We start from the raw sequence: 26,708 nt of genomic DNA on the forward strand, positions 1-26,708 counted from the left end.
AAAAAATTAATCTTCGTCAGAGCCAGGCAAACTTCCGTTGCCATGGTAAGCCCCCTTACGGATAATCGGCATATCAAAGTGCTTGTACAGATCGTCGAGATGCATTAAACTTCCGTTGGTGAGGTTTCCTAAAAACACAATAACAATATTTTTGTTTAAATCTCTTACATAAATGTGGCGGAAACCATGCCACCAACCTGTGTGGTAAACCACCTTATCCATTTTTTCGCCATCAAACATCCTCCAGCCGTAACCGTAGTTGAAGTGTCCGTTAACGGGCTTATTACGACCAGTGTAGGCAGAATCGAGGCTTTTTTGGGTCAGTAACCTTCCGTTTTTCAGATATTTATCAAACAATACCAAATCGTGTACGGTACTGTAAATGCCTTTATCTCCAACGGGGCCATCCAAAAAGTTTTGCGCAACAGAATAACGCCAGGTACGATCATGACCAACTACATCAACCGGAATTTTTTCGTACTCGGTTGTGCTATACACATGGGTATGTTTTAATCCGGCCGGTTTAAACACATGTTCCATCATGTATTGCGAATAACGTTGTCCGGTTACTTTCTCGATAATTGCCCCCAAAACCATAAAATTGGAGTTGTTGTAATGGAAACGGTTATCGGGTTTGGTGTAAGGATTGGGTTTACGCTCAGCAATTACGTCCATTACTTCCTGATTGGTTACGCCTTTTTTCATCGGGCGTTTTTCTTTACGCCAGATATCATCGATAAAGTAAACGTAATTCATCATACCGCTACGGTGCGAAAGCAACAACTTAACAGTTATCCCGTCGTAAGGGAAATTAGGATAAAACTTTTTTACATTATCATTTAATGATAGTTTACCAGCCTCAACCAATTGCATAATGGCTGTGCCTGTAAAGGTTTTGGTAATAGAAGCGAGCTCGAATTCAGAATTGATGTTTAAGCTGTCGCGGTGCAGGTAATCGGCCCATCCGATGGCTTTTTCGTAAAGGATTTTTCCATCTTTGGCCACCAGCATATTGCCGTTAAAACCAAACTTTTTATGCAGGTTATCTACAAAATCAGCAATCCACTTATCTCCTTTTTCAGGATTGTAAACCAATAACAGGCTGTCGGCTTTATCGTCTTCTTTGGTACGGATCTTTTTTTCAGCGGCCTTTTTCTCCTCAGCTTTTTTGCCTGAACAGGCGGTTAACAGGGTTGCAGAGAGGGCTAATGCTGAACATATATATCGAAAATTCATTTATTTCAGGGATAGTGTATTTAAAACCCGAAAATTAAAGAATTTTAGACGGTTAAAACGAAAGAGTTTTACACATTTTCGCAATTTTGGTTGTACCAGCACTCAAATAAATGGCCTTTACTGCCATAAACGGGATCACTATCAGGATTTTTTACTTTTGCTATATCTTCGTCCGCCTCCGGGCGCTCATCAGCCTCGCCATATTTCATATTATAATCGGCGCCGTTAGGATAGGCAGCCACGACTGTGAAATCGTCGCTTGAGTTTAATTTCTTGTGTGCCACACCTGCCGGAATGATAATTACATCGCCCTTATCCAGTTCGATACAAACACCATGCTCGCCGCCAAACTGCACATCAGCCTTACCGCAATATACGCCCATCACCTCGTGTGTATTGCTGTGGTAATGGTGATAGTCGAAAATACCATCTACCCATGAGTTGGTATAACCATTCTGTGCAAAAACCTTTCTGATCACATCTTCACTATCATCGGGATGTAACCTGAAAGTACCTTTATAAATCATTAATGGCAAAGCAGGGTTATTTGGGAAATTGCCGTTCTCTTCTATTTTATGCGCAACTAAGTAAGCTTCTTGTATCAATTTATCTTTGTCCATAACCAGGGTGTTTTAATCATTAACAAAGGAATTGGAAAAGGGTTTAGAGATTTGATGAATTGGGTTAAAAAGCGGTCGTCATCTCGACCGGAGCATAGCGGAGCGGAGAGATCTACCTAGACAGATTTCTCGACTGCGCTGCACTTCGCTCGAAATGATGACCTCGTGGTAGGCTATACGCAAATAACGATTATCTCTTATTTCTGGCGCTCCGCCCAGGCATCCATTTTAGCTTCAAAAACAGAAAGCGGGAAAGATCCGTCTTTTAAAACCGCGGTATGAAAAGCGGCCAGTTTAAATTTCGGACCCAGTTCTTTTTCATATTTAATCCTTAGCTCGCGTATTTTCATGGCACCGGTTTTGTAACCTAAAGCCTGCGCAGGCATGCCCATGTAGCGCTCAATTTCTGCAGTGGCACCTTCGGTACTGATGGCTTCATTATCCGTCATGTATTTAATGGCATCTTCCCTGCTCATATTTTTGGTGTGGATGGCTACATCAACTACTAAACGGATGGCACGGTGCATTTCATCGCCCAGTGCGCCCATGTGCTGATAAGGATCCTGATAAAGGCCCAGTTCTTTACCCAACGATTCGCAGTATAGTGCCCAGCCTTCTACATAAGCATTGTGCCCGCCAAAACGGCGGAAGTTAGGCAACGATTTGTTCTCCTGGGTTAACGAAATCTGGTAATGGTGCCCAGGAATGGCTTCATGAAGAAAAAGCGATTCCATCCCTGAAGTAATGTTGAACTTTCTGGCATCTAAAATCGGTACATAAAATATTCCCGGACGCGAGCCATCTGCCGAACCCTGATTGTACTCTGCACTGGCCGACGCAGCCCTGAAAGCTTCTGTCTGGCGGATTTCGAAAGGGGTTTTAGGCTCTACCTCAAACATCTTTTTCAGGTTTGGTTTCATGCGCTGGTGGATATTCTCAAAGGCATCCAAAATCTCTTTCGGCGTTTTATAAGGCATAAATTTTTTATCGGTTTTCATGTATTCGAAAAAGGCCTTTAAATCGCCCTTAAAGCCAACCAGATTTTTAATGCTGTCCATCTGGCCTTTAATACGCGCCACCTCTTTTAAACCGGTTTGATAAATCTCTTCGGGTGTTTTATTGGTGGTGGTTTGTTGTTTTACCAGGTAAGTGTACCAGGTTAATCCACCCGGCATAGCAGAATAACCAGAAGTAGCACGGCTTTTTGGCAAATAATCGTTCTGCAGGTAATCCCCCAGTTTTTTATAGGTTGGGATGATTACATTGGTGATCGAAATACGGTACGCATCGGTTAACCTTTGCTTATCGGCCGCAGAAAAACTGCCCGGCATTAATTTAACCGGGCCATAAAATAAACTTTCTTTAGGTTTGGCCACTACCATGCCCTGCATCTGGGGGATCATTTTTACCACCAGTGCTCTGGGCAGTACAATACCTGCTGCTGCACCTTTTTTGAAGTTTCCGATAGCAGTATCGGCCCATACCGAAAATGCAGCTGCGCGTTTTAACCAATCTTCGTAATTTTTTACGGTTTTAAAGGGCTGGGCACCTGTTCCTGACCCCAGTTGACCAATGGTGAGGGGCAAGGCAATCATCTGGTTAAATGGCAGGTATTCTGAATGGTATTTTAATCCTTCAAGATTGATTTCGAGTTGATCTTTCAGGTAATCGAAAGATAGTTTATCATTTGCGCTTAGCGTTTCACGATCGTATTTACCCAGGCTGTCCAGATAGCGCTGGTTAAGGGCTTTATAATCTTTTAAATAAGCCTGCGATCCATCGTTGGCCAAAAGATCGTTATAACGTTCATCGCCGATGTAAGTGGCATTTAGGGGATTCAATTTTAATCCATCCTGGTAGTACTGTTCGCACAGGGCAGCAAATGCTTTGTTTTCTGCACCATCATTAGAACCGGAACTGTTTTTTTGCTTACAGGCAAGCAATGCGGTAATGCATGCAGCAAAAAGGAGTGTTTTTTTCATTTGGGTTTAAGTTGGTATCTGATCAAAAATAACAAATTATTGACCATATACTAAAAGCCTTAAACACAAAAAAGCCACCCTAAAGGATGGCTTTAAAATAAGAAAATGCTTCAAATATTATTTTTTAATAAGTAAACTTTATTAATGCCTATTTAAAAAAAGGTGTAACGTGTTTATCATTAATATAGTCCTCAACTATTCCAATCTCATCTATATCAACAAATTCCAAGAAATCAGAGTCTCTTATTTGTTGCCACATTAAATGGTTTTTATCATGATTTACTTTTGGCTCTCTTCCCAAAACAAAATACTTTCCATCTTTTTGCCCATCTAATTCTAACGCTTTTGTTAATGCAACAAATCTCGTCACATCATTTTCCAGATTATAATGTTGTTTTTCAAAATTTATAGCTTGCCCAGCAACAGGCACTCCATTAACACCTATAAAATTAACCTCAACAGGTGCAATTAAATTTTTAAAATCATTGGGAGTAACTATTCTATCAACGTTAACTTTTCCAATAATATTAGGATAAAGTTTTGTTTTTACTTTCTTATATATATCAAAACTATTATCCGCCACAATAGCTTCATCATATTGAAATATATACTTTTCAAAAATCCTTTTAAAATTTGATGTGCTAAGTTCAATATCTATCATCTTGGCTTCAGAAAACTGCACTAAGTTATTTGAATATTTTGAGAGGTATGAAATGTAGGAAGTATTTACCCAATTAACTCTGGATGTATTGCCTAACTTAAATAATTCTTCTGCATTTTCAACACCATTATTTAACTCTTTTTCTAGGGTTCTTAAATAAGTTTTTAAGATTATATTACTTTCACTATCTAATAAGCCTTTTATAGCTAGCAATTTAGATGCAGAATACTTGAAGAAATGTTGCTCACCATTAAACATAAGTAATCCAATACTTACCTTTTCATCAAGGATAGCATTAACTGGAACATATAATATGGAAAATAATGTTTTCATTTTAGGAAAGTATTAAAGAATGTATAAAAGCTCTAAAGTGGTCTTCACACTGTTTTTTCCAAGCATCGTTAAACAAATATTGTTCTATTTTTGATCTTATTTCGACAGTATCTATAGCCCAAGAATTTGGCACCAATGCAAGTATGTTAACTAAACTAGTCTCACAGTCTTTCGTGCAAAGGTAAAAATTTTCAATTAGTTTATTTACAGTTTCTCCTAATTTCCTATCATTTGCGAATAACAATCTGGCTAGATCCGTATTTAAAATACTTTCGTTTTCAGTTAAAGCCTGTATTCCGTAATTTAAAAAACTCGAATTAAAAATTGCAACATGATCAATTGCATAAAATGAAAGGCTATTATCTTTCGCGTAATGCATAAGGAGATTATTATTATTGTAATTCCTATCCTCATTTGCTAACCAAAGATCAAATAAAGCTATCTTTAAAAAGTCTGATTTCACTAAAACCTTATCTCTAAAACTTTTTTCTTTAAATAAGGGCGTAAAAGTCAAATCAATCTCTTTTGTGTTTTCAATATATAAAGATCCGAAGCAATCCTTATCAAAAAGATTAAGTTGCAGTTTTGGAAACCTTTCAACGGGAACGTGTTCTCTTTTTACCTTAATTAGGGATGTTTCCGGAATATTAATGCCCCATAATTTTCCAAACTCTGAAGCAACCAATTCATTAAACAAATAATTTGGAAATTTATCGTATTTGCAAACCCAATCATTTAAATCATTACAGGTAACCAATAAAGGATTGCTCCCTGTAGTATTAAACATTTTATGGACTTCCTGAATAGTTTGTAGTTGCTTCACAAATTAGAATTCACTTTTATACTGCAAGATATAAATATTCGGCCCAAAACAAAAAAGCCACCCTAAGGATGGCTTTAAATATTATAGTCAGTGTAAAACTGAAAACTATGAATTGCTAACTGATTAAGTTAATAACCTGATCGGCTCTTCTAATAAACCTTTTAATGTTTGTAAGAACTGCGCTCCGGTTGCACCATCAACCACACGGTGATCGCAACCTAAAGTTAATTTCATTACGTTACCAGGAACAACAGCGCCATTTTTAACTACAGGAACCTGTTGGATAGCACCTACTGATAAAATTGCACCGTCAGGAGAGTTGATGATTGATGTAAATTCATCAATACCAAACATGCCTAAGTTAGATACGGTGAAAGTAGAACCTTCCCAATCTGCTGGCTGTAGTTTTTTAGCTTTTGCTTTTCCTCCGAAGTCTTTTACTTCAGCCGAAATGTGTGATAAAGATTTACCATCAGCAAAACGTACAACCGGTACCAATAAACCGTCTTCAACAGCCATGGCTACACCAATGTTGGTATGCTCGTTAAACCTGATTTTATCGCCACCCCATGATGAGTTAACCGCCGGGTGTTTTTTCAATGCAACGGCTACCGCTTTAATTACGATATCGTTGAAAGAAACCTTAACCGGAGCAACAGCGTTGATTGCAGTACGTGCAGCCATTGCGTTGTCCATATCAATACTGATGGTTAAGTAGAAGTGTGGAGCAGTAAATAAACTTTCGGCCAAACGTTTTGCAATTACTTTACGCATTTGCGAAACCGGAGCTTCGGTAAATTTAACTTCGCCAACATAAGTAGGAATAACCGGTGCTGGTGCAGCAGCTTTCTCTGCAGCCGGAGCTGAAGCAGACTCTGCTTTGGCCGGAGCCGCAGCTGGCTTAAAGTTTTCGATATCTTTTTTAATGATACGGCCACCTTCTGCACTACCTGCTACCTGGGCTAAATCAATCCCTTTATCTTTAGCAATTTTCTTAGCTAAAGGAGATGCTTTAACACGGCTGTCTGAAGAACTTTCTGCCACAGGAGCAGCAGTATTTGAATCAGCCGTTGCAGCTTGTTTTTCTTCTTTTGGTGCTTCTGCACTTTCAGCTTTAGCAGCTGGAGCAGAACCGCCTGCCAAAATTCCACTAACGTCAGTTCCTTCCGGGCCAACAATTGCGATAATTCCGTTTACTTTAGCAGCCTGGCCTTTTTCTACACCGATGTGTAATAAAGTTCCCGTTGCATAACCCATTACTTCCATAGTTGCCTTATCGGTTTCTACATCAGCAAGAACATCATCATCCTTTACTTTATCGCCAACTTTTTTATGCCATTCGGCAATTACGCCTTCTGTCATGGTATCGCTTAATAAAGGCATGCGGATAACCGTAACACCTTTAGCAGCCAATTCTTCTTCGCTTAAACCACCGCCTTGAGCAGGTGCAGCTTCTTCTTTTTTATCATCAGCTTTTGGAGCTTCAGCGCTTTCGGCTTTTGGAGCTTCTGCACCTTTTTCAGCCTCTAAAGCTGCTTTATAATCTTCACCTTCCTTACCGATAACGGCCATGATGGCATCAACAGGAACAGCTGATCCTTCTTCTACACCTACGTATAAAAGGGTACCATCCCAATAAGATTCCATATCCATTGTTGCCTTGTCAGTTTCTACTTCTGCCAAAACATCGCCGCTTTTCACTTTATCGCCCACTTTTTTGTGCCACTTCGCCAAAACCCCTTCGGTCATGGTGTCGCTCATTTTGGGCATTTTAATTACATCAGCCATTATATCTAATTAATTGAAATCTTATTAATATTAGTCCATTACGTAAGGGTAGTTCTCGGTCATGTATACATCTTTGTATAACTCAGATGCATCCGGCCAAGGAGATTCTTCAGCAAATTTCACTGCCTGATCAACAGTTGCTTTTACTTTAGCTTCTACTTCTTCAATCCAGGCTTCGTCTGCATACTTTTCTTTAAGAATAGTTTCTCTAGCAAGTTCAACCGGATCTTTAGCTTTGTAATCTTCTAATTCTTCTTTGGTACGGTATTTAGCCGGATCGGACATCGAGTGACCGCGATAACGGTACGTTCTCATTTCTAAGAAAGTTGGTCCTTCACCTTTACGTGCACGTTGAATAGCCTCATCCATTGCATTGTGAACAGCAACCGGATCCATACCATCCACAGGTGCGCATGGCATATCAAAACCTAAACCAATTTTATAAATATCAGTCATGTTGGTGGTACGTTGTACCGAAGTACCCATGGCATAACCGTTGTTTTCGCAAACAAAAACAACAGGTAATTTCCAAAGCATGGCCATGTTAAAAGTTTCGTTTAATGCACCCTGGCGCACCGCACCATCGCCCATATAACAAATGTTAACATTGTCGGTACCTTTATATTTTTCTGCAAAAGCAACGCCGGCTCCAAGTGGGATCTGACCGCCAACAATTGCATGTCCTCCGTAGAAGTTATGCTCTTTACTGAACATGTGCATTGAACCACCTTTACCTTTAGAGCAACCTGTAGCTTTACCGTACATTTCTGCCATAATACTATCGGCACTAACTCCTAAAGCTAAGGCATGGGCGTGATCACGGTAAGTGGTAATCATTGAATCGCCTTTTTGCATTGCAGATATTGCTCCTGCAACTACAGCTTCCTGTCCAATGTATAAATGACAAAAGCCACGTATTTTTTGTTGTCCGTATAACTGGCCGGTTTTCTCTTCGAATTTGCGCATCAGCAACATCGACTCAAACCACTTTAACCAGGTATCTTTATTTATTTCTACTGCACTCATTTTAGGGTATTTGTTTTTTGCGACAGCAAATCTAATTTTTTTATTGTAATTTTTGGCACTTTTAAGTGTAAAAACATCATAGTATAAGGGCTAAAATCAGAATTAACAGTTGTTTTACAATTAAATAGGTGCTGAACAGGTTAACGAATCAAAAACACCCATTTTATGGTTTTTGGAGTTGGCCATTTATCAAGTCAGCCCATTTAATTTATCATGAAATTTAATTCTGCAAAACGGCAACTGACCATAATTTTTACCTGAAAGACCTGTTTCTCATAATTTTCTAAATATTAACGCCCTATGAAACCAATTTTTGTTGTTTTATTAATCCTTTTCAGCTCATTTTATGGCTTTTCTCAAACAAAACCTCTTAAACCTGGCAACGAAAACTATAAATTAAAGCAAGATTCACTTTTTAAGAACTTCGGAAATCCGGGAACAATTGTCATTAAAGGAAAAGTTAAAAACTTTAAGGATAAATTTTTTGAACTCGCCATTACAGATTATATCAATAACAACGGCAATTCGATAATCGTTAATAAGGATGGAAGTTTTAATCAAAGTTTTCCCATCATTAATACGCAGGAACTTTACTTATATTTAAATAATGATGCCATCACTTTTACGCTTAATGACCAGGATACAATCGAACTGGCCTGGGACAATAAAAACCTATTGAATACCTTTAAAGTTAAAAGCAATAAAAAAATACGGAATGCTCTATTGCAAACAGAATGGGAACTATACCTAAAGCACCGCAATGCATATAATGAACTACAGGATGATCTGTACAAAAAGCGTGATAGCTACACGCCTGATCAAAAGTACGAACTGATCAATAACCAATTTAACGAAGTTGTAAAAACCCTGCTAAAAGCCGAAAAAACTTTCCCTGAGCTTAAAAACCAAATCCCTTACCAAAACCTGATTGTAGGAAAGTACTATAGCTATTTATCTACCTTAAGAGGTAACAACCTGCTGAACAAATATAACCTGAAAGTTAAAGAAGACAGCACATTTAAACTGGAAAAAAGAACCATAAAAGCTTCTGATGGAAAGGTTTATACTTTCACCAAGTACGCGATATTAGACGGAGATCCGAATGTATACAAAATTTCGAGTGAGGAATACCTGAAAAATGTTCCCGATTACAGGAGTTTCATGTATAATTATTTAAGGTTCAATGATTCGGCACCGATTACTCAATATACCAAACTGGTATTTAGCTCATCGCCAATACCCAATCAAACCCTTAAATATTATTATATAGGAAGATCGAGTTTGGCTTCTACCCTTATCGAAGATTGGTTTATTACCCAATGTATTGTTCACAGTTTTAATTATGATGATTTTGACAAAGTAGAAGAAGTTTACAACAAATTTTTACCCGAATGTAAAACAGATTACTTTAAAGATATTTTATTGCAAAGCTATAATGTTGCAAAAACATTAAAACCAGGGCTAACTGCACCAGATTTTACCCTGAAAAATGAAAACGGAAAAGATGTTTCACTTTCCGATTTTAAAGGCAAGGTAGTTTACATCGATTTCTGGGGCGTTTATTGCGGTCCCTGCATTTACGATATCGAAAACTATGTACCTAAACTGCATGAAAAGTATAAAGACCGCGATATTGTGTTTCTGAATATCTGTGTGGATGTAAAACAGGACGAATGGCTAAAGGGGCTAAAGAAATATAAATTAGACGGCATAAACCTGATCGCAGAAGGTTGGGTTAAAAATCCCGTGTGTAAAGCTTATAATATTAATGGTATACCGCATTATGTTTTAATCAATAAAGATGGAACTATTGCCAATAATAATGCTTCGGATCCATCAGGCTTTGGTGGAAGAATAATTCAGGAATTGGATAATGCATTAAAGAAATAGACACTGCAAAACGTTAAAAAAAATAAAAATGTTAATAACTTTCAATTTTTATAACATTACATTTGGATAACATTTGTATAATCAATACTTTTGACAACCAACAATAAGCCCATGTGGTGTACGTTAATGTGTAAGTGAATACCCAAACATAACTGTATAACATGATTAAAAAATTTTTGTTTTCATCCCTAATCGCTATCTGCACGCTCTCAACCGCATTTGCGCAAACAAAAACAAAAGAATCTGGTAAAGAATTAAATGACCCTGATAACCTTGCATCGCAATATTTCTCGCAGGTGATGGGTGTTGCGGTAGATGCAACCTCCAATTTAAAACTTTACAAATTTATATACGAATGGATCGGAACGCCGTATAGTTATGGTGGAAACAGCAAAAGGGGCATCGATTGCTCGGCTTTTACTAAAGCGATTTACGACAAAGTTTTCAACACTACCATCAGAAGAAATTCGCGTGATATTTTCAGCATGGTAGATCCATTATCTAAAGAAGACCTGAAAGAGGGTGATCTGGTTTTCTTCAAAATTAAAAGCAGAAGTATTTCACACGTTGGTATTTACCTTGGCGACAACAGATTCGCACATGCATCAAGTTCGCGTGGTGTGGTAATCAGCAACCTGAACGAACCTTATTACAGCCGTTACTTTTACAAGGGTGGGCGTGTGTTAGAATCGTTCAAAAAAGAATTTGAAGTAGAATAGTTCAGCTGGCAGTTAACAGTGCACAATTTTCAGTTAACAGTCAATCATTCAAAATATACAGTCCTCCTAAAGAAATTTCGGAGGATTTTTTGTTTAACACAATTCCAGACCGTCATTTCGAGCGGAGTGAACATAGTCGAGAATCCCAAGGCTCTGCGAACCAAAGTCTGCAGAGATAGATATCTCCATTCCACTACGTTCCGGTCGATATGACGAGTATAATAAACACCTAATGAAGCTCATCAACACCATCCTGATCTTACCCTTCGTTGTTATCATCCTGATCAGTTGTACCAGCAATAATGCACAGATTATTGCACCCCTTGCCAAAGAAGATACGGTAATCCGAAAAATAAAGGATACCATATCGATCACTGCTGTTGGCGACATCATGCTTGGCTCGGCTTTTCCTTCAAAAACAAACCTTCCGCCTGATGATGCTGTTAACAGTTTTCAGGCAGTTGACAGTTTGTTAAAAGGCGATATCGTTTTCGGGAACCTGGAAGGCTGTTTCCTCAACTCGGGCAATTCGAACAAATGCAATGGCATTAACCCGAACAATTGTTATGCTTTCAGAATGCCTGAACGTTATGCCGGAATTTACAAAAGCGCTGGTTTTAATGTATTGAGCATTGCCAATAACCACGTTGGCGACTTTGATGCCAAAGGAAGAAAAAATACGGCAAGGATTTTAGATTCGCTACAAATCCATTATGCGGGACAGGTAAACAAACCATTTGAAGTTTTTGAAAAAGATAGTATAAAATATGCTTTCTGTGCTTTTGCACCGAATGAAAACACGGTATCAATCAATAAAATCGACAGTGCAAAAGCTTTGGTTGCCCGTTTAAAAACCATGGCCGATATTGTAATTGTATCATTCCACGGTGGAGGCGAAGGTGCCAGGTTTGAACATGTGCCACGCAAAAACGAGATATTTTATAAAGAAAACAGGGGTAATGTTTATGCCTTTGCACATGCCGTGATTGATGCCGGCGCGGATGTGGTATTGGGCCACGGACCCCACGTAGCAAGAGCTGTTGAAGTTTATAAAAACAAGTTCATCGCCTATAGTTTGGGCAATTTCTGCACATACGGCATGTTCAGCCTAAAAGGCAATAACGGAATTGCTCCATTGCTAAAGCTTAAAATAAATGCCAAAGGCGATTTTCTGTATGCTGATGTGGTATCCATCAAGCAGGATAAAATTAACCGTTTAACCCTTGATGAAAACAATGGTGCTTTTAAACGCATCAAAGAACTAACCGATATTGATTTCATTGGTCACCAGCTTAATTTTGCCGATAACAAAATCAGTTTAAAAGATTAATTTTCTACGACATCAATCTCGATTTAATTCAGAATATTTGCTTTATGAAAACGGGATTAATACTTCATTATATTATCGGTATTGCAGCAGCGCTTATGGTTTTGGCAGCAGCATACTATATTCAGCAAAACCCAAAGAATCTGTTATCGGCAGGAATTATCATTCTGGCGGGCTGTTTAGTTGCTTTTAGCCAGTACCAGATTATCAAAAACAAAAAGAGACAAAAATGACCTTCGTTATTTTAGACGCTACGAAGGCCGGAAACTTTAAAGATGGGATTTATCTTGGCCTGGCCATTGGCGCGGCGGTTGTACTTTTTCTGCTGTCCAGAAAATTCAGAAGAAGAGATAAATTAACTCTCATCCTTTGTATTTTTTACAAGGCCTATGCCTGATACAAAGAATATAAGGCCGATGATGCCGTAAACCATCAATCCCCTTGTATTTTGATTGTGATTTACAAAACCATAACCGGCATAAATTAAGCCTATAATCCCTAAAATGGTTAAAATGGTTCCAAAAGTGCGTTTTACGTTCATGGGTTTATCTTTAGGATAAAGACAATATATTCACACTTTTGTTTTTAGAGCACAAAAAAAAGGGCTCAATCATCGATTGAACCCTTTTTTATTAAATGTTATATCTACCAAACGCCCAATCTGTTTGCCGGGGCAATGTACATTTTTGCGGTTGCCGGGATATTGAAAGCTTTGTAAAAGGCTTCCATGTTGTATACCGGTCCGTTAACGCGGAACATTTCGGGACTATGCGGATCTGTTTTTAACCTTACACGCATGCTTTCGTCTCTATTCTTAATCCTCCAAACCTGGGCAAAGCTCAAAAAGAAACGCTGATCCGGCGTAAAACCATCAACCTTTTTGTCTGTTTTTCCCTGATCGGTTAATTTAAAGGCATCGTAAGCAATGTTTAACCCACCAATATCAGCAAGGTTTTCGCCCAATGTTAGCGATCCGTTTACATGCTGATTATCGAGCAGGCTGAAATTGTTATAAAACGTTTCTACCTTACCTGCTTTGGCTTTAAATTTATCCGCATCAGCTTTTGTCCACCATTCTTTTAAATTACCTGCTGCGTCGTACTGGCGACCCTGATCGTCGAATCCATGAGTCATTTCGTGTCCGATTACCGCACCAATTGCACCATAGTTAATGGCATCATCTGCCGCAAAATCAAAAAACGGAAACTGTAAAATGCCGGCAGGGAACACAATTTCGTTAAAAGATGGATTGTAATAAGCATTAACTGTAGGCGGGGTCATTCCCCATTCTGTTTTATCAACATTTTTACCCAGTTTATCCATCATTTCCTTATAGGCATGCCTATCGGCAGATTGAAGATTTGCGTAATAAGTGTTTTTAGAGATTTCTACGTCGTCATATTTTTTCCACTTATCAGGATAACCAATTTTCTTGATAAACGCGTTTAATTTTTCGAGTGCCTTCTTTTTGGTTTCAGGAGTCATCCAGTCTACCTTTTGGATCCTTTCTGCATATACCTTTTGCAGGTTGTTTACCAGTTTAAGCATACGCTCTTTAGCTTCCGGCTTAAAGTATTTTTCGGCATACAGCTGCCCCAAAAGTTCGCCCAAATTATTGTCTGTGGCATTAACAATGGTTTTCCATCTTTCTTTTTGTACCTGCTGGCCATATAATGTTTTAGCAAAAAAATCGAATTTAGCCTTTCTGAAGAGTTTGGTAAAAGCATTGGCCGAACTGTTTAAAGCATCAAATTTTAATTTTTCCTTCCAGATTTCGATTGGCTGGCTTTTTATCAGGGCCGATAAAGCCTGGTAGTATTTTGGCTGCCTTACAATAACGGTATCTGTGCTGGCTCCTAGTTTTTGCAAAACTGATTTCCATTCGATATTAGGGGTTTGTTTCTGAAAATCGGCCACAGTCATTTTATTATAGTTCTTCTGCGGATCGCGCAGCTGAACAGGTGTAGAATGCGACTGTGCAATGGTGGTTTCGAGCTTTAAAATGTTATCAGCATATTTAGCCGCATTTACCGAATCGCCCGCCAGTTTAAAAATAGTAGTGATATACTTCACATACTCTGCCCTGATTTTTTTTGCTTTCTCATCCTGATCGAGGTAGTAACTCCGGTCTGGCAGGTTAATACCCGATTGCGAAAACGACAACGCATTTTTATTGCTAAGTTTATCGTCGGGATCTACACTAAAACCTAAAAGGTCTCCTTCGCCGTTCTTAAAGCCATCGGCAACAAAGCTGATTAAATCCTTTTCATTTTTAATACCATCAATTTTACTTAAAAGTGGCTCAATAGGTTTTATACCTAAGTTTTCTATGGTTAAAGTATCCATGCCACTGGCATAAAAATCGCCTACTTTTTGTTCTGCACTTCCCTTGGCCCCGTTAGCTTTCGAAGCATTTTCGAGAATGGTATTCAGGTTTTTAAGGTTATCGTTGTACAACGTATAAAAAGAGCCCCAACCTGTTTCTGTTTTGGGGATTTCAGTTTTTTTAAACCATTTACCATTGGCATATAGAAAAAAGTTATCGCCAGGTTTTACAGTAGTATCCATTCCGGCTTTATCAAAAAACTCGGTACGCACATTTTCTGTTGCCGAATCAGCATGGTTCTTATTCTGGCACGAGGCAAATAACAAAAGGCCGGCAGCCGGAAGAATTAATTTATTTTTCATTGCTTATAAGTTAGTTAGAAAACTTAAAGCTACAAAATTGCCTGATGGAGTTTGTATGATTTTTTATAACTTCATAAAAAAATCTAATTATGCAATACACCGTTTACATTTTAGTAGCCATAGGAGTAATTATACTGCTAAGCTCATTTGTTACCGTTAAACAGGGCACCATTGCGGTAGTTACCGTTTTTGGTAAGTATCAAAGGCTTTTGAGACCAGGTTTAAATTTTAAAATCCCATTAATAGAGCAGATTTATTCGCGGATATCGATCCAAAACCGTTCGGTTGAACTCTCTTTCCAGGCCGTAACACAAGATCAGGCCAATGTTTATTTTAAAGCCATGCTGCTTTATTCGGTAATTAACCAGGATGAAGAAACCATCAAAAATGTTGCATTTAAATTCGTGGATGCCACCAACCTGATGCAGGCTTTGATCAGAACCATCGAGGGGTCGATCCGCGCTTATGTAGCCACACAAAAACAGGCAAATGTATTGGCACAGCGTAACGAAATTGTGCTTCATGTTAAAGAACAGATTGATCAGGTATTAGATGGCTGGGGTTACCACCTGCAGGATCTTCAGTTAAACGACATTACTTTTGATGAAGAAATTATGCGCTCAATGAGCCGTGTGGTAGCATCGAACAACTTAAAGGCAGCAGCCGAAAACGAAGGTCAGGCTTTATTGATTACCAAAACCAAAGCTGCAGAAGCTGATGGTAATGCGATTAAAATTGCCGCTACAGCTGAGCGTGAAGCGGCGCAACTCCGCGGACAAGGTATTGCCTTATTCCGTGCAGAGGTAGCACATGGTATGAGTAAAGCGGCCCAAGAAATGGAGCAGGCTAATCTGGATATTTCGGTAATCCTATTTACCATGTGGACAGAATCAATCAAACATTTTGCTGAAAACGGAGATGGTAACGTTATCTTTTTGGATGGCAGTACCGAAGGCATGAACAAAACCATGAAAGAAATGATGGCTATGCAGCTGAGCAAACAAAACGAGCCTGCGTCGAAGAAATAGCAATTAATTAGATCACTTAATTTTTAGACCTCGCAGGTTGACAGGCATTGTGCCTATCAAACCTGCGAGGTCTTTTTATAAGAGACTTCCGAAGTCTCCCGGCGCTTTGCCCTTCCGACTTTGGAAGTCAAAAAAAATCCCGCTTCAGCAAAACTAAAGCGGGATTTTTATTAAATATATTTCTTATTAGTTATTCTTAGGCATTAAACCCAAGTTCATTACATAACTACCTGATTGCTGCATAAAATCGCCCATAACCCTTAACGATTCGTCTTCGATAAAATCGAAAGCATCCTGTTTGGTTACTTTATCACCTTTTTTAATGGCTGGCAATCCTCTTAAAGCCCTCAACTCATTTTGTCTGGCCAGGGTTTTAGCTTCCTGCGCCTCGCGTTCTGCTTTAAGTTTGGCTTCGTTTAAGGTTACCGAAACTTCTGCATCACGTTTTTTAAGATCAGCGATATCCTGTTTAAGGTATTTAAAATCTAAAGAGTTTGCTATACGTTGTTCGCTGTTTTTTATCAGCTGTGCTTTAACCGGAGTTAAATTGGCAACTGCTTTAAAATTAGATGTAGGAATTACATCCCAAGGCAATGCAGATGGCTCAGTATCTTCTCCGATTTTATCCATTGGGTAAACAGATGGGAAAACAACATCAGGTGTAACACCTTTATGCTGTGTACTGCTTCCTGCCACACGGTAAAATTTAGCCATAGTTAGGTTAATCTGACCTAAGTTAATATCAGCAGGGTTAGCGCTGCTTGGCGATGTACCCACTGTTTTATCCTTGGCAATTAAACCCGCTATCCTTTGCAGCATATTTGGATTTACCAGTTTATTCAAATCAATAGAAGATTGTACAGTACCTTTACCATAGGTTTGGCTTCCCATAATAATACCACGGCCATAATCCTGAATTGCGCCGGCAAAGATTTCAGACGCAGAAGCACTTAAACGGTCTACCATTACACCGAACGGACCATCCCATGCTACACCACTGTTTTCATCTTCATCAACCTCAATTTTGCCACGTAAATCTTTTACCTGTACCACAGGGCCTTTATCAATAAATAAGCCTGTTAAAGAAATGGCTTCTACTAAAGATCCACCACCGTTACCACGTAAATCCATCACAATTGCACTTACTTTATCGTAGGTTTTTAACGAATCGATCAGTTTCCTTACATCACGAGTAGTACTTTTATAGTTTTTATCACCGGCATTTGCGGCTTTAAAATCAGCATAAAAAGCAGGCAGGGTAATAATACCTATTTTAATGTCTTTACCGTTGCTGCTAATGGTTTTTACTTTTTTCTTGGCTGAGGTTTCTTCCAATACGATTTTATCGCGTACCAGCTCAATAATTACCGGTTTCGACGACATTTCTTTGCCTACAGGAATTACTTTTAAGCGAACTTTTGTTCCTTTCGGGCCTTTAATTTTCGATACGGTATTATCTAACCTCCATCCTACTACATCAACAAATTCCCCGTCGCCTTGTGCCACAGCAATAATCCTGTCGCCGGCACTTAACTGTTTACCTTTAAAAGCAGGTCCGCCGGCAATGATTTCCGAAATTTTAACCACCTCATTTTCTAACTGTAAACGGGCGCCAATACCTTCGAAAGAACGCGACATATCTTCGTTAAACGCAGCGGCATTGCTCGGGTTGAAATAATTGGTGTGTGGATCGATAGATTCAGTAAATGCATCCATTAAAATCTGGAAAACATCTTGGTTATTGGTTTTAGAGGTTTGCGACTGTAAATTCTGATAACGTTTGGTTAAAGTTTCTACATTTTTTGCTTCGGCTGTTCCCGCTAAATTCAGGTTGATTAGTTCGTATTTAACACGTTTTTTCCAGGTATCATTTAAAGCTGTAGAAGAAACTGCCCAGGGTAACTTTTCCCTGTCGTACACATAAGTGTCGTTCTGGTTAAAATCATATTTGGTTTTAATCTGTGCCAACGAATAAGTAAAATATTCATTTAACCTTTTGGCATATACATTATAGATATAAAACGGACCACTTAAATCGCCGTTTTTAAAATCGTCGTCTAAAGTGTATCTGTATTTTTCAAATTCTTTAATATCAGATGCAAGGAAATAATTTTTACCCTGATCCAATGATTTGATGTATTTGTCCAGAATAATAGATGATATAGAATCGTTGATCTGAATTTTCTTGTAATTATAGCTTTCGATCAAATTCACAACTTCCTTGATCACAAGCTGTTGCTGCTGATCCGGTTTCACATTGGTAATTCCCTCAACAATCGGTTGAGTTTTTGGCGCGGCATGGCAGGCAAGTACAGCTCCGGTAAAAATTACAAAAAATATTCTCTTTAACATCTCTTTAAATGATTTAAAATCCATTTCCAATTCTATATAGCCAATATGATACCATTTTAGCAAAAAAACAAAAAAGAGACAGCATTATTACCGTCTCTTGTTAAAACTTTATCAAATCTAACTAAAAGCTTTTTATTTAACAATTTCTTAAGCAGAACGTTAAGCGTTATTTTTTGTTTTAAGAATAACCCGAAATTTGACCAAATACAGACGTATTAAGGCTATTTAAACAATAATTGACGTTATTTTTTGAAAGAGTTAAGGGGCTTAAAGGCAGTTTTAGCTTGGATTTACCTTTTTAGTGGCGGTTTTGCTGGCAATCGTTTCCCTTGCATCTTTAATCTGCGTTTTATACTGGGTTGTTTTGATCGAATTGGCCAGCCACTCTGCAGATTTTAAATCTCTTAGCGCAAGCGTAAAATCTTTCTTTTTGATTTTAACCTGAACAATACCGAGAATTGACTCGATATAGGCGTTATTACTTTTTAATTGTTTGGCCAATATCCCTTGCTGAGTGTAAAACCACATCGATTGGGTATATTTGGTGTTGGCGAGGTAAACTTTGCCTAAAAGGCTATAGGTATTCATAATCCCGGCCCTGTTACCGGTTTTTGAATAATTTTTTAGGGCAACGTTTAATAAAATCTGTTCGGCATCAGTGTAGCGGCCCAGCTGGTAATGCATGCTGCTCATTTTAATAATTGCCTGCCCGTACCTGTTGAAATTTTTAACCGAATTATATTCGAAAGCTGCTTTTCCAAATAAAGTTAAGGCTTCGTTATAATCGCCTTTCCGCTCTAAATCTTCTGCCTCTTCAAAAAAAGAATTCCCATCTTCCAGATCAAATTTAGATACCGCTATGTTAATAGCACTACCTCCATTGGGTTCCTGGATTTCTGTTCTGTCGATGTTTTGAGCCTGAAGTTGTAACGATGCAAAAAGGCCGATTAAAGCCAGTACAATTTTGGTCATGCAACAAAAATAATACTTTAATTGTAATATTAGCTAAATACCTGTAAATTAACATCAAAAGATGCCCAAACCATATAGGGATGCGAATCGCAATGGTATACTTCGCCTGCAGAAGTGATGCCTACAACACCTGCAAAGCCATCAAATGCCTTTAATTCGGCAAAAGATTTATCAGAAGCATCTTTTAAAGAAAAACCATCGGTAACACGGGTAACAATTTTTGCGGCCAGTGCACCACTAACAATATCTTCGCCAACGCCCGTACACGAAATGCCTGCATGTTGATTGGCATAATTACCCGCAACCGTTGCCGAATCGCTTACCCTGCAGGGAATTTCGAAGCCTTTACCCCCTGTAGAAGTTGCAGCAGCCAGATTTCCATCGGCATCAAGGGCAACACAACCTACGGTTCCTTTATTGTTTTTCTGGTTTAATTTAGCTTCGTATTCCGATTGACGCTGTGGCGTGATGGGGTTAAAATATTCAAAACCATTATCGCGGGCAAATTGCTGTGCACCTTCTCCACTTAATACACGGTCATCATAAGTTAAAAGATTCTGCGCAACCTGAATCGGGTTTTTAACATCCTCTACATTGATTACACCACTAAATTTTTCGGTTTTGCCATCCATTAAAGCAGCACTTAACCTTACTTTACCATCACTTTGAATCTGCGAACCGATACCAGCATTAAATAATTCATTATCTTCCAGTAAAGCAACGGTATACACCACAGTTTCTAAAGCAGTATGTGTTTTCAGGTATTTGTGCCCCAGTGTAACAATCGAAGCTAAAGCATCTTGTTTGGCCTTTTTTGTTTCCTGATTGGTAGATGACTCGCTAAAGAAGCCGCCGTGTATGATGAGTTTCATGTTTTAGTATCAAGTATTTAGATTGGAGTATCAAGATGGGAGTAAGCAGATGTGAGAATTTGAGTATCAAGTATCAAGTATCAAGTATTGGGTATCAAGATATGAGACCTTAAACCCTAAACCTTCCACCTTTTAGCCTTTCTACCCTATATGAATAGCCTTTGGATGATGGATTACCAGACTATGGTCATTTAAATCATAAACGTCGCCATCGCACATTACGTGTACCACCATGTTTTTTATCGAAACCGGCTGCCCCATTTCCACATCTGTTAAATTGGTATCGGCCATATTGCGGCCATCAACTAAAATTACCATGCCCGAGCCAATAGCTTCCATGGTATGCCCGTCTGAGATAAAAAGGCCGGTATCTTCGCCAAGGCCAATGCCTAAAATCCCCGGATTGCTGGCTGCGGCATATAATAAACGGCCGATCCTGCCCCGTTGAACGAAGTGAGTATCCACAATAACATCATCAATAAAACCCAAACCGCCGGTAATTTTAACTTCACCTTTAAGCAAGGCATCTTTGCTGCTTCCCTGGTAAATCATATTTTTAGAGCTTGCTGCCGCTCCGGCAGAGGTACCAGCAATTACCACTGGTTCATTTCTGTATTTTTCGAGCAGGATCTGGTGGATTTTTGTGCCGCCAAAAATAGACGAAAGGCGAAGCTGATCGCCACCGGTAAAAATAATTACCTCGGCTGCTTTGATACGTTCATAATTTTCATCCGAATTGGCTTCCTCACGGTTGGTAATATTTAACACCCCCAGGTTATGTACATCCAGTTGTGCATAAGCCTTAATATACTCCTCACCAACTTTTTCGGGCATTAGCGATGCTGTAGTAATAATTTCGAAGCGCGATTGGGTATCTTTAACTGATTCCGTAGTAATCCTTTTTAAAATTCCCCGCTCAAAAAAATTCATGTTTTCTGGTAGCCCAAATTGCGTTTCTGCGAAGCTACCTGTGTTTATTGCGCCACCAATGATGATGAGTTTACCTTTCGGAACCATTCTTTGTGTATATAATTGTATCAAAAAACCCAAATATATAGGCTTATGATAAAAAACACGACTTTTTTTGTCAATAATATTCAATTTATTAACAAACGTTAAAATAATCTAACCTAAAATTAACACAATAGTGCTTGAAAATAAAACAAATACGCGCTAAAATTGATTTACGTAAATAGGAAGCCTAATTTCAAAATAAATGCATATTTTACAGTCATCAATTTCATTCTCAAAATTGAGTTAAAAAGGCTGTCCCAAACCCTTGTTTACCATTAAAAACTAACAAAATATTACATGAAGATATTAAACATACAAGTATTGAGAGGGCCTAATATTTGGTCGATCAACCGGAAGAAATTGATCCAGATGCGATTGGATTTAGAGGATTTAGAACAAAAACCAACCAATGTTATCGAGGGCTTTAGCGAAAGGATAGAAAAGTTATTACCAAGCATGTTTACACACCGCTGCTCAAAAGGTGTTGAAGGCGGTTTTTTTACCCGTGTAAAGGAAGGCACCTGGATGGGACATGTGATTGAGCATATTGCTTTAGAAATACAGACCCTGGCAGGCATGGATACCGGTTTCGGCAGAACACGCATGACCAAAACAGAGGGTATTTACAATGTGGTTTTCAGTTACCTGGAAGAAAAAGTAGGTGTTTATTCGGCAGAAGCCGCAGTAAGAATTGCGGAGGCTTTAATTAACAATGTTGAATACGATTTAGAGCACGATATCCGCAGGATGAAGGAAATACGGGAGCTGGAGGCTTTAGGCCCAAGTACCGCATCAATTGTAGAAGAAGCAGTAAAAAGAAGCATTCCGTGGATCAGGCTAAATAAAAGTTCGCTGGTACAACTGGGATATGGCAAAAACCAGGTGCGTTTTAGGGCCACCATGACCGAAAAAACCAGCAGTATAGCCGTTGATATTGCCAGTAATAAAGAGGAGACCAAACGTTTGCTCACCGAAGCAGCCATCCCGGTAGCCTCAGGTGTAACCATTTCTAGCCCTGATGATCTTGAAGCGTCAGTTAATAAAGTTGGCTTTCCGCTGGTATTTAAACCTTTGGATGGCAACCATGGTAAAGGTGCAACCATTAATGTAAAAACGATGGAAGATGCGGTTGCGGCTTTTGAATATGCCAAAACCTATTCGAGAAAAGTGATTATTGAAAAGTTTATCACCGGATATGATTTCCGCGTATTGGTGATCGATCATAAAGTGGTTGCTGCTGCACAGCGCGATCCGGCCCATGTAAGAGGGAATGGCATCCACACGATCCAGGAATTAATTGATAAGGAAAATGAAGATCCGCGCCGTGGTTATGGCCACGAAAATGTGTTAACAGAAATTGCTGTCGACCGCGATACCCTGGATTTACTGGCTAAAAAAGAATATACTTTAGAAACCATCCCTGAAAAAGGGGAAATTGTTTACCTAAAATCAACAGCTAATTTAAGTACCGGCGGAACCTCTATTGATGTAACCGATATTGTACATCCACAGAATATTTTTATCTGCGAAAGAATTTCGAGGGTAATCGGACTGGATATTTGTGGTATCGATATTATGGCACAAAACCTTACCCAGCCTTTAACCGAAAATGGCGGAGTGGTTTTAGAAGTTAATGCCGCTCCTGGTTTCAGGATGCACCTGGCGCCAAGCGAAGGTTTACCACGCAACGTTGCTGCGCCGGTAATCGATATGCTTTATCCGCAGGGAAAATTATCACAAATCCCGATTATTGCGGTAACCGGAACCAATGGAAAAACTACTACAACACGTTTAATTGCACATATTATCCGCAGCAACGGTAAACGTGTTGGTTTTACCACCAGCGATGGTGTGTATGTGCATAATACCATGTTGATGAAGGGTGATACCACCGGCCCTGTTAGTGCAGAATTTATTTTAAAAGACCCAACAGTTGAATTTGCTGTTTTAGAAACGGCCCGTGGCGGAATTTTAAGGGCCGGTTTAGGCTTTAATGCATGTGATATCGGTGTGGTAACCAATATTCAGGAAGATCACCTTGGTTTATCCGACATCCACAATCTTGACGATTTAACGCGTGTTAAAGCTGTTGTAATTGGGGCGGTACGCCGTAAAGGCTGGGCTGTTTTAAATGCCGACAATGGTTATTGTGTGCGTATTGCCAAAGATGCCCGTTGTAATGTTGCTTATTTTAGCATGGATGAGAATAATCCGGTTATTAAAGAACATTGCCGAAAAGGTGGTATTGCAGCCATTTATGAAAACGGATTTATTACCATTAAAACCGGCGACTGGAAATTAAGGGTAGATAAAGCCACGCACATTCCGTTAACCTTTGGGGGGTCGGTAAACTTTATGATCCAGAATGTGCTTGCAGCAACCTTAGCCGCATATTTGTGGGGCTATAAACCAGAAGATATCCGTTTATCTTTAGAAACCTTTATCCCTTCAGCAGCACATACACCCGGAAGGATGAATATTTTCAGGTTTAAGGATTTTAAAGTCCTGGTAGATTTTGCACACAATCCTGATGGCTTTAATGGCGTAAAAGGTTTCTTGCAGGGCGTAGAAGCTACTGAACATGTAGGGATTATTTCGGCAACAGGCGACAGAAGGGACGAGGATATTATTGAAACAGCCCGTATTTCGGCACAGATGTTTGATAAAATCTATGTTTGTCAGGAGAAATATTTACGTGGCAGACAACAGCAGGAACTGGTTGATTTATTGGTGAAAGGTATTAGAGAGGTTGATCCTAACAAAGAGATCATTATCAATAATAAAAGTACCGAATGTTTAAGAATAGCGATTGAAAATGCCCAAAAAGGTTCTTATTTAACCATTTTAAGTAATACCATTGATAATACAATTCAACGTGTTACCGAACATTTGGATAAGGAATTGGAAGCGTAAAGTCGTCATTGCGAGGAGGCTTTTTCAGCCGAGGAAGCAATCTTACAACGATCGCTACCTGCCTCCGCTTTAAGATTGCTTCGTTCCTCGCAATGACGGGAATTATATTAAAAAAGCTCCTCCGATTAATCGAAGGAGCTTTTTCCGTTTTTATATTTTGCTCACTTATGCCTGACTATCACGCAATCTTTTAATTTCATCATGTGATGTTCTTAAAGTTGCTTTCTGATCGGAAATTAATTCCCTGATGTTTGCGGGAAGTTCTTCTTCCTCTAAAGCCATTTTATAACCATTCTGTGCCGCATCTTCACCAAACTCACAGTTATTTAAAACAGTTTTACGATCGTGACCAGTAAATATGGCTTTTACATCCATCCAGGCCCTGTAAATTTTACCAGAATTGGTGGTTCCTGTTTCTACTTCTTCGCCTAATGCGCTCACTTCCGTTGCCAAAGCCAGTTTATATTTATGACTTTCTTCGATCATATTTAAAAATAGCGTTTTCAGATCTGCATCTCCGCCTTTCAATTCCTGACGGGCTTTTTCATAACCTTCGATACGGTCGTTATTAATCTGGATCAGGTCATTCAATACTTCTGCTGTTGCTGTTGTCGTTTTCATGTTAATATTTTTTATAGTTTCGATGTATATAAGCAACACGGGCAATCAAAAAAAGGTTTGTCATTTTTTTAATAGCCTACAACAAACAGGAATACGGGCGTTATTTTTTTGAGAAATATTGTGCAAGTTTTTCTTTAACAAAACGGCGCACTCGGGTTACCATATTACCTTTACGCTTCGTTAAAAAGGCTTTAATGGCTTTGTAAGCTACAGTATCTTCAGCAATTACGGTTGGAAATTCAACAATTGGTTTGGGATTAATGATTACGTTGTAAATATCATTTATTCCCGAATGCACACCAGTTCCGTCGTGCCCGATGTTGTTTACCAACGATTGTGATGGATTGAGGGTTAAGCCTTCTTTCAGGAAAATAGAAGCATACCACCGGATGGCCCAGCTGTTATTTTTTCCTTTTTTGAATTCCTGCATCTGTTTCCAGAAATTCATTTTATTATCAATAGAAAAAGCAGCTTTTTTCTTTTTATCGAACTGTTTTAAAAGTACATCAATATTGGGTTCGAAGTTTTTCCAGGCCCTTCCCCATGTAGCCCAGCCCCAACTGGTAGCTGCCCTGTAAAAAAACGACTGTGGCAATTCCTCAGCTCTTAAAGGATACATATAGGCGCCAATATGCATTACTTTTTCTTCTTCACTATAACGGTTTAAAGCCTCGTTAAAATAGTGCAGTGTATGCGGAGAGGTTACGAGATCATCTTCAAAAACAATTACCTGATCGTATTCTTCTATTAACTGTGTTACGCCTGCAATTACGGAATTGGCTAACCCTGCATTATCTTTTCTTTCGATTACCTTAACAGATTTAAATCCCTTCGTTTTATTGACGATTTTACGTACCGCAGCAACATTTTCTTCATCGCGGATCGTTTTTGCTCCATCAGAAAAGATGTACAAATGACTTTCGGCCGCCAGTTCGTTCTGTTGCAGGAATTTTAACGTACGCTCGGTATGCTGCGGACGGTTATATACGAAAAGTGCTATGGGAGCAAGGTTTTGCATTTTGTTTTATAAGTTGGATGCAAAAGTATGTCAATAAATTGATTCGTACATTTCGTTTACATAAGTTTTTTGTCCTTCTGTAAATATATGGGTACAATTAAAGTTGATCATTAATCCCATTGGTAATTGCAACAACCTCATGTAGGTTAAAAGTTGTGCCACATGGATAGGTGCAATGTTTTCTACCGACTTAAATTCAACTACCAGAGCACGTTCTACCAATAAATCACATCGAAGGTCCGCATTGATCATTAACCCTTTATAATTTATCGGAACAATGAGTTCAGATTCGAAATTAATATTTCTTATTTTCAATTCATGAACCATACATTGATGGTATGTACACTCTAAAAGTCCTGGGCCTAACATTTTATGTACTTCGATTGCTGCTCCGTTTACCTTATAAACTAAGTCTTTCAAATAGTTTCTAGTTAATAACATTCCTTTTTATTAAAAATTTATTCGGGATGTATTTTTAACCGGGATGCCTCAATTTCACGCTTTATTTTCTAATACTACAATATATTAATTTTATTTCTTTGTATTATAGTTTTAGGCCTATTTTTTAGTATTTAAACAATTGTGGTTTAATTAGAAGTTCGTGCTTTTTAACCATTTAAGACATATAAGTTTCAAATAAGCTCAAAATGGAACATGAGGCGTTAAACCTTCCATTTTGTTATATTCTTTATATGGTAAAATGAAATATTGATAATTAGAATTTCGCGCTTTTTAACCATTTAAGACATATAAGTTTCAAATAAGCTCAAAATGGAACATGAGTCGTTAAACCTTCCATTTTGTTATATTCCTTATATGGTAAAA

The 26,708-nt window shown here is 38.7% G+C and carries 22 protein-coding genes; 6 read left to right on the plus strand and 16 right to left on the minus strand.

From position 1 onward, the window contains the following. Positions 1-6 precede the first annotated feature (6 nt). From DRW42_RS21030 to pdhA, 7 genes are all read right to left on the minus strand, one after another. Positions 7-1,236 (minus strand): serine hydrolase domain-containing protein, encoded by a 1,230-nt coding sequence (locus tag DRW42_RS21030; RefSeq protein ID WP_113950805.1) that lies wholly within the window; start codon positions 1,234-1,236, stop codon positions 7-9. Between the two features lie 68 nt (positions 1,237-1,304). Further along, entirely contained in the window at positions 1,305-1,856 is a 552-nt protein-coding gene (locus DRW42_RS21035; RefSeq protein WP_113950806.1) for a cupin domain-containing protein, read from the minus strand. A gap of 197 nt (positions 1,857-2,053) precedes the next feature. After that, positions 2,054-3,838 (minus strand): DUF885 domain-containing protein, encoded by a 1,785-nt coding sequence (locus DRW42_RS21040; RefSeq protein ID WP_113950807.1) that lies wholly within the window; start codon positions 3,836-3,838, stop codon positions 2,054-2,056. 148 nt (positions 3,839-3,986) lie between these two features. Then, entirely contained in the window at positions 3,987-4,832 is an 846-nt protein-coding gene (locus DRW42_RS21045) for a hypothetical protein (protein WP_113950808.1), read from the minus strand. 1 nt (position 4,833) lies between these two features. After that, positions 4,834-5,655 (minus strand): HipA family kinase, encoded by an 822-nt coding sequence (locus DRW42_RS21050; RefSeq protein WP_147243788.1) that lies wholly within the window; start codon positions 5,653-5,655, stop codon positions 4,834-4,836. 123 nt (positions 5,656-5,778) lie between these two features. Then, positions 5,779-7,443 (minus strand): pyruvate dehydrogenase complex dihydrolipoamide acetyltransferase, encoded by a 1,665-nt coding sequence (locus tag DRW42_RS21055; RefSeq protein ID WP_113950810.1) that lies wholly within the window; start codon positions 7,441-7,443, stop codon positions 5,779-5,781. 30 nt (positions 7,444-7,473) lie between these two features. After that, a complete protein-coding gene (pdhA, locus tag DRW42_RS21060) occupies positions 7,474-8,469 on the minus strand; it encodes a pyruvate dehydrogenase (acetyl-transferring) E1 component subunit alpha (protein WP_113950811.1) in 996 nt (331 codons plus the stop codon). 300 nt (positions 8,470-8,769) lie between these two features. Between pdhA and DRW42_RS21065 the strand changes: the two genes are divergently transcribed. From DRW42_RS21065 to DRW42_RS21080, 4 genes are all read left to right on the plus strand, one after another. Further along, on the plus strand, positions 8,770-10,359 hold the full coding sequence (locus tag DRW42_RS21065; protein WP_113950812.1) for a TlpA family protein disulfide reductase: 1,590 nt from the start codon (positions 8,770-8,772) through the stop codon (positions 10,357-10,359). Between the two features lie 161 nt (positions 10,360-10,520). Beyond that, on the plus strand, positions 10,521-11,078 hold the full coding sequence (locus DRW42_RS21070; protein WP_113950813.1) for a C40 family peptidase: 558 nt from the start codon (positions 10,521-10,523) through the stop codon (positions 11,076-11,078). Between the two features lie 232 nt (positions 11,079-11,310). Further along, on the plus strand, positions 11,311-12,408 hold the full coding sequence (locus DRW42_RS21075; protein ID WP_113950814.1) for a CapA family protein: 1,098 nt from the start codon (positions 11,311-11,313) through the stop codon (positions 12,406-12,408). Positions 12,409-12,452: 44 nt separating this feature from the next. Next, a complete protein-coding gene (locus tag DRW42_RS21080; protein ID WP_113950815.1) occupies positions 12,453-12,638 on the plus strand; it encodes a hypothetical protein in 186 nt (61 codons plus the stop codon). Between the two features lie 122 nt (positions 12,639-12,760). Here DRW42_RS21080 and DRW42_RS21085 read toward each other — a convergent pair whose 3' ends face one another. Both DRW42_RS21085 and DRW42_RS21090 read right to left on the minus strand, forming a co-directional pair. Continuing rightward, positions 12,761-12,946, minus strand: coding sequence for a hypothetical protein (locus tag DRW42_RS21085; RefSeq protein ID WP_113950816.1), 186 nt, complete (start codon positions 12,944-12,946; stop codon positions 12,761-12,763). A 104-nt stretch (positions 12,947-13,050) separates the two neighbouring features. Continuing rightward, entirely contained in the window at positions 13,051-15,093 is a 2,043-nt protein-coding gene (locus DRW42_RS21090) for a M13 family metallopeptidase (protein WP_113950817.1), read from the minus strand. A gap of 89 nt (positions 15,094-15,182) precedes the next feature. Here DRW42_RS21090 and DRW42_RS21095 point away from each other — a divergent pair, with 89 nt between their 5' ends. Continuing rightward, positions 15,183-16,121, plus strand: coding sequence for an SPFH domain-containing protein (locus DRW42_RS21095; protein WP_113950818.1), 939 nt, complete (start codon positions 15,183-15,185; stop codon positions 16,119-16,121). Positions 16,122-16,307: 186 nt separating this feature from the next. On the opposite strand, the gene DRW42_RS21100 is transcribed toward DRW42_RS21095, so the two are convergent. The 4 genes from DRW42_RS21100 to DRW42_RS21115 form a co-directional block, all read right to left on the minus strand. Then, entirely contained in the window at positions 16,308-18,473 is a 2,166-nt protein-coding gene (locus DRW42_RS21100; protein ID WP_244215340.1) for a carboxy terminal-processing peptidase, read from the minus strand. A 279-nt stretch (positions 18,474-18,752) separates the two neighbouring features. Further along, entirely contained in the window at positions 18,753-19,445 is a 693-nt protein-coding gene (locus DRW42_RS21105) for a hypothetical protein (protein ID WP_113950820.1), read from the minus strand. A gap of 29 nt (positions 19,446-19,474) precedes the next feature. Continuing rightward, entirely contained in the window at positions 19,475-20,317 is an 843-nt protein-coding gene (locus tag DRW42_RS21110) for an isoaspartyl peptidase/L-asparaginase (RefSeq protein WP_113950821.1), read from the minus strand. Positions 20,318-20,458: 141 nt separating this feature from the next. Then, positions 20,459-21,358, minus strand: a complete 900-nt coding sequence (locus DRW42_RS21115) for a cyanophycinase (RefSeq protein ID WP_244215341.1) — start codon at positions 21,356-21,358, stop codon at positions 20,459-20,461. A gap of 270 nt (positions 21,359-21,628) precedes the next feature. On the opposite strand from DRW42_RS21115, the gene cphA reads away from it, so the two are divergent. After that, positions 21,629-24,244 carry a cyanophycin synthetase gene (gene cphA, locus DRW42_RS21120; protein ID WP_113950823.1) on the plus strand — a complete coding sequence of 872 codons (2,616 nt, stop codon included), beginning with the start codon at positions 21,629-21,631 and terminating at the stop codon, positions 24,242-24,244. 165 nt (positions 24,245-24,409) lie between these two features. Here the strand turns inward: cphA and DRW42_RS21125 are convergent, their stop codons facing one another. The 3 genes from DRW42_RS21125 to DRW42_RS21135 form a co-directional block, all read right to left on the minus strand. Beyond that, positions 24,410-24,865, minus strand: a complete 456-nt coding sequence (locus DRW42_RS21125) for a ferritin-like domain-containing protein (RefSeq protein ID WP_113950824.1) — start codon at positions 24,863-24,865, stop codon at positions 24,410-24,412. 100 nt (positions 24,866-24,965) lie between these two features. Continuing rightward, entirely contained in the window at positions 24,966-25,883 is a 918-nt protein-coding gene (locus DRW42_RS21130) for a glycosyltransferase family protein (RefSeq protein WP_113950825.1), read from the minus strand. A gap of 30 nt (positions 25,884-25,913) precedes the next feature. Further along, entirely contained in the window at positions 25,914-26,303 is a 390-nt protein-coding gene (locus DRW42_RS21135) for a GxxExxY protein (RefSeq protein ID WP_244215342.1), read from the minus strand. Positions 26,304-26,708: the final 405 nt, after the last annotated feature.

Source organism: Pedobacter miscanthi (genome assembly GCF_003315595.1).
GTDB lineage: Bacteria > Bacteroidota > Bacteroidia > Sphingobacteriales > Sphingobacteriaceae > Pedobacter > Pedobacter miscanthi.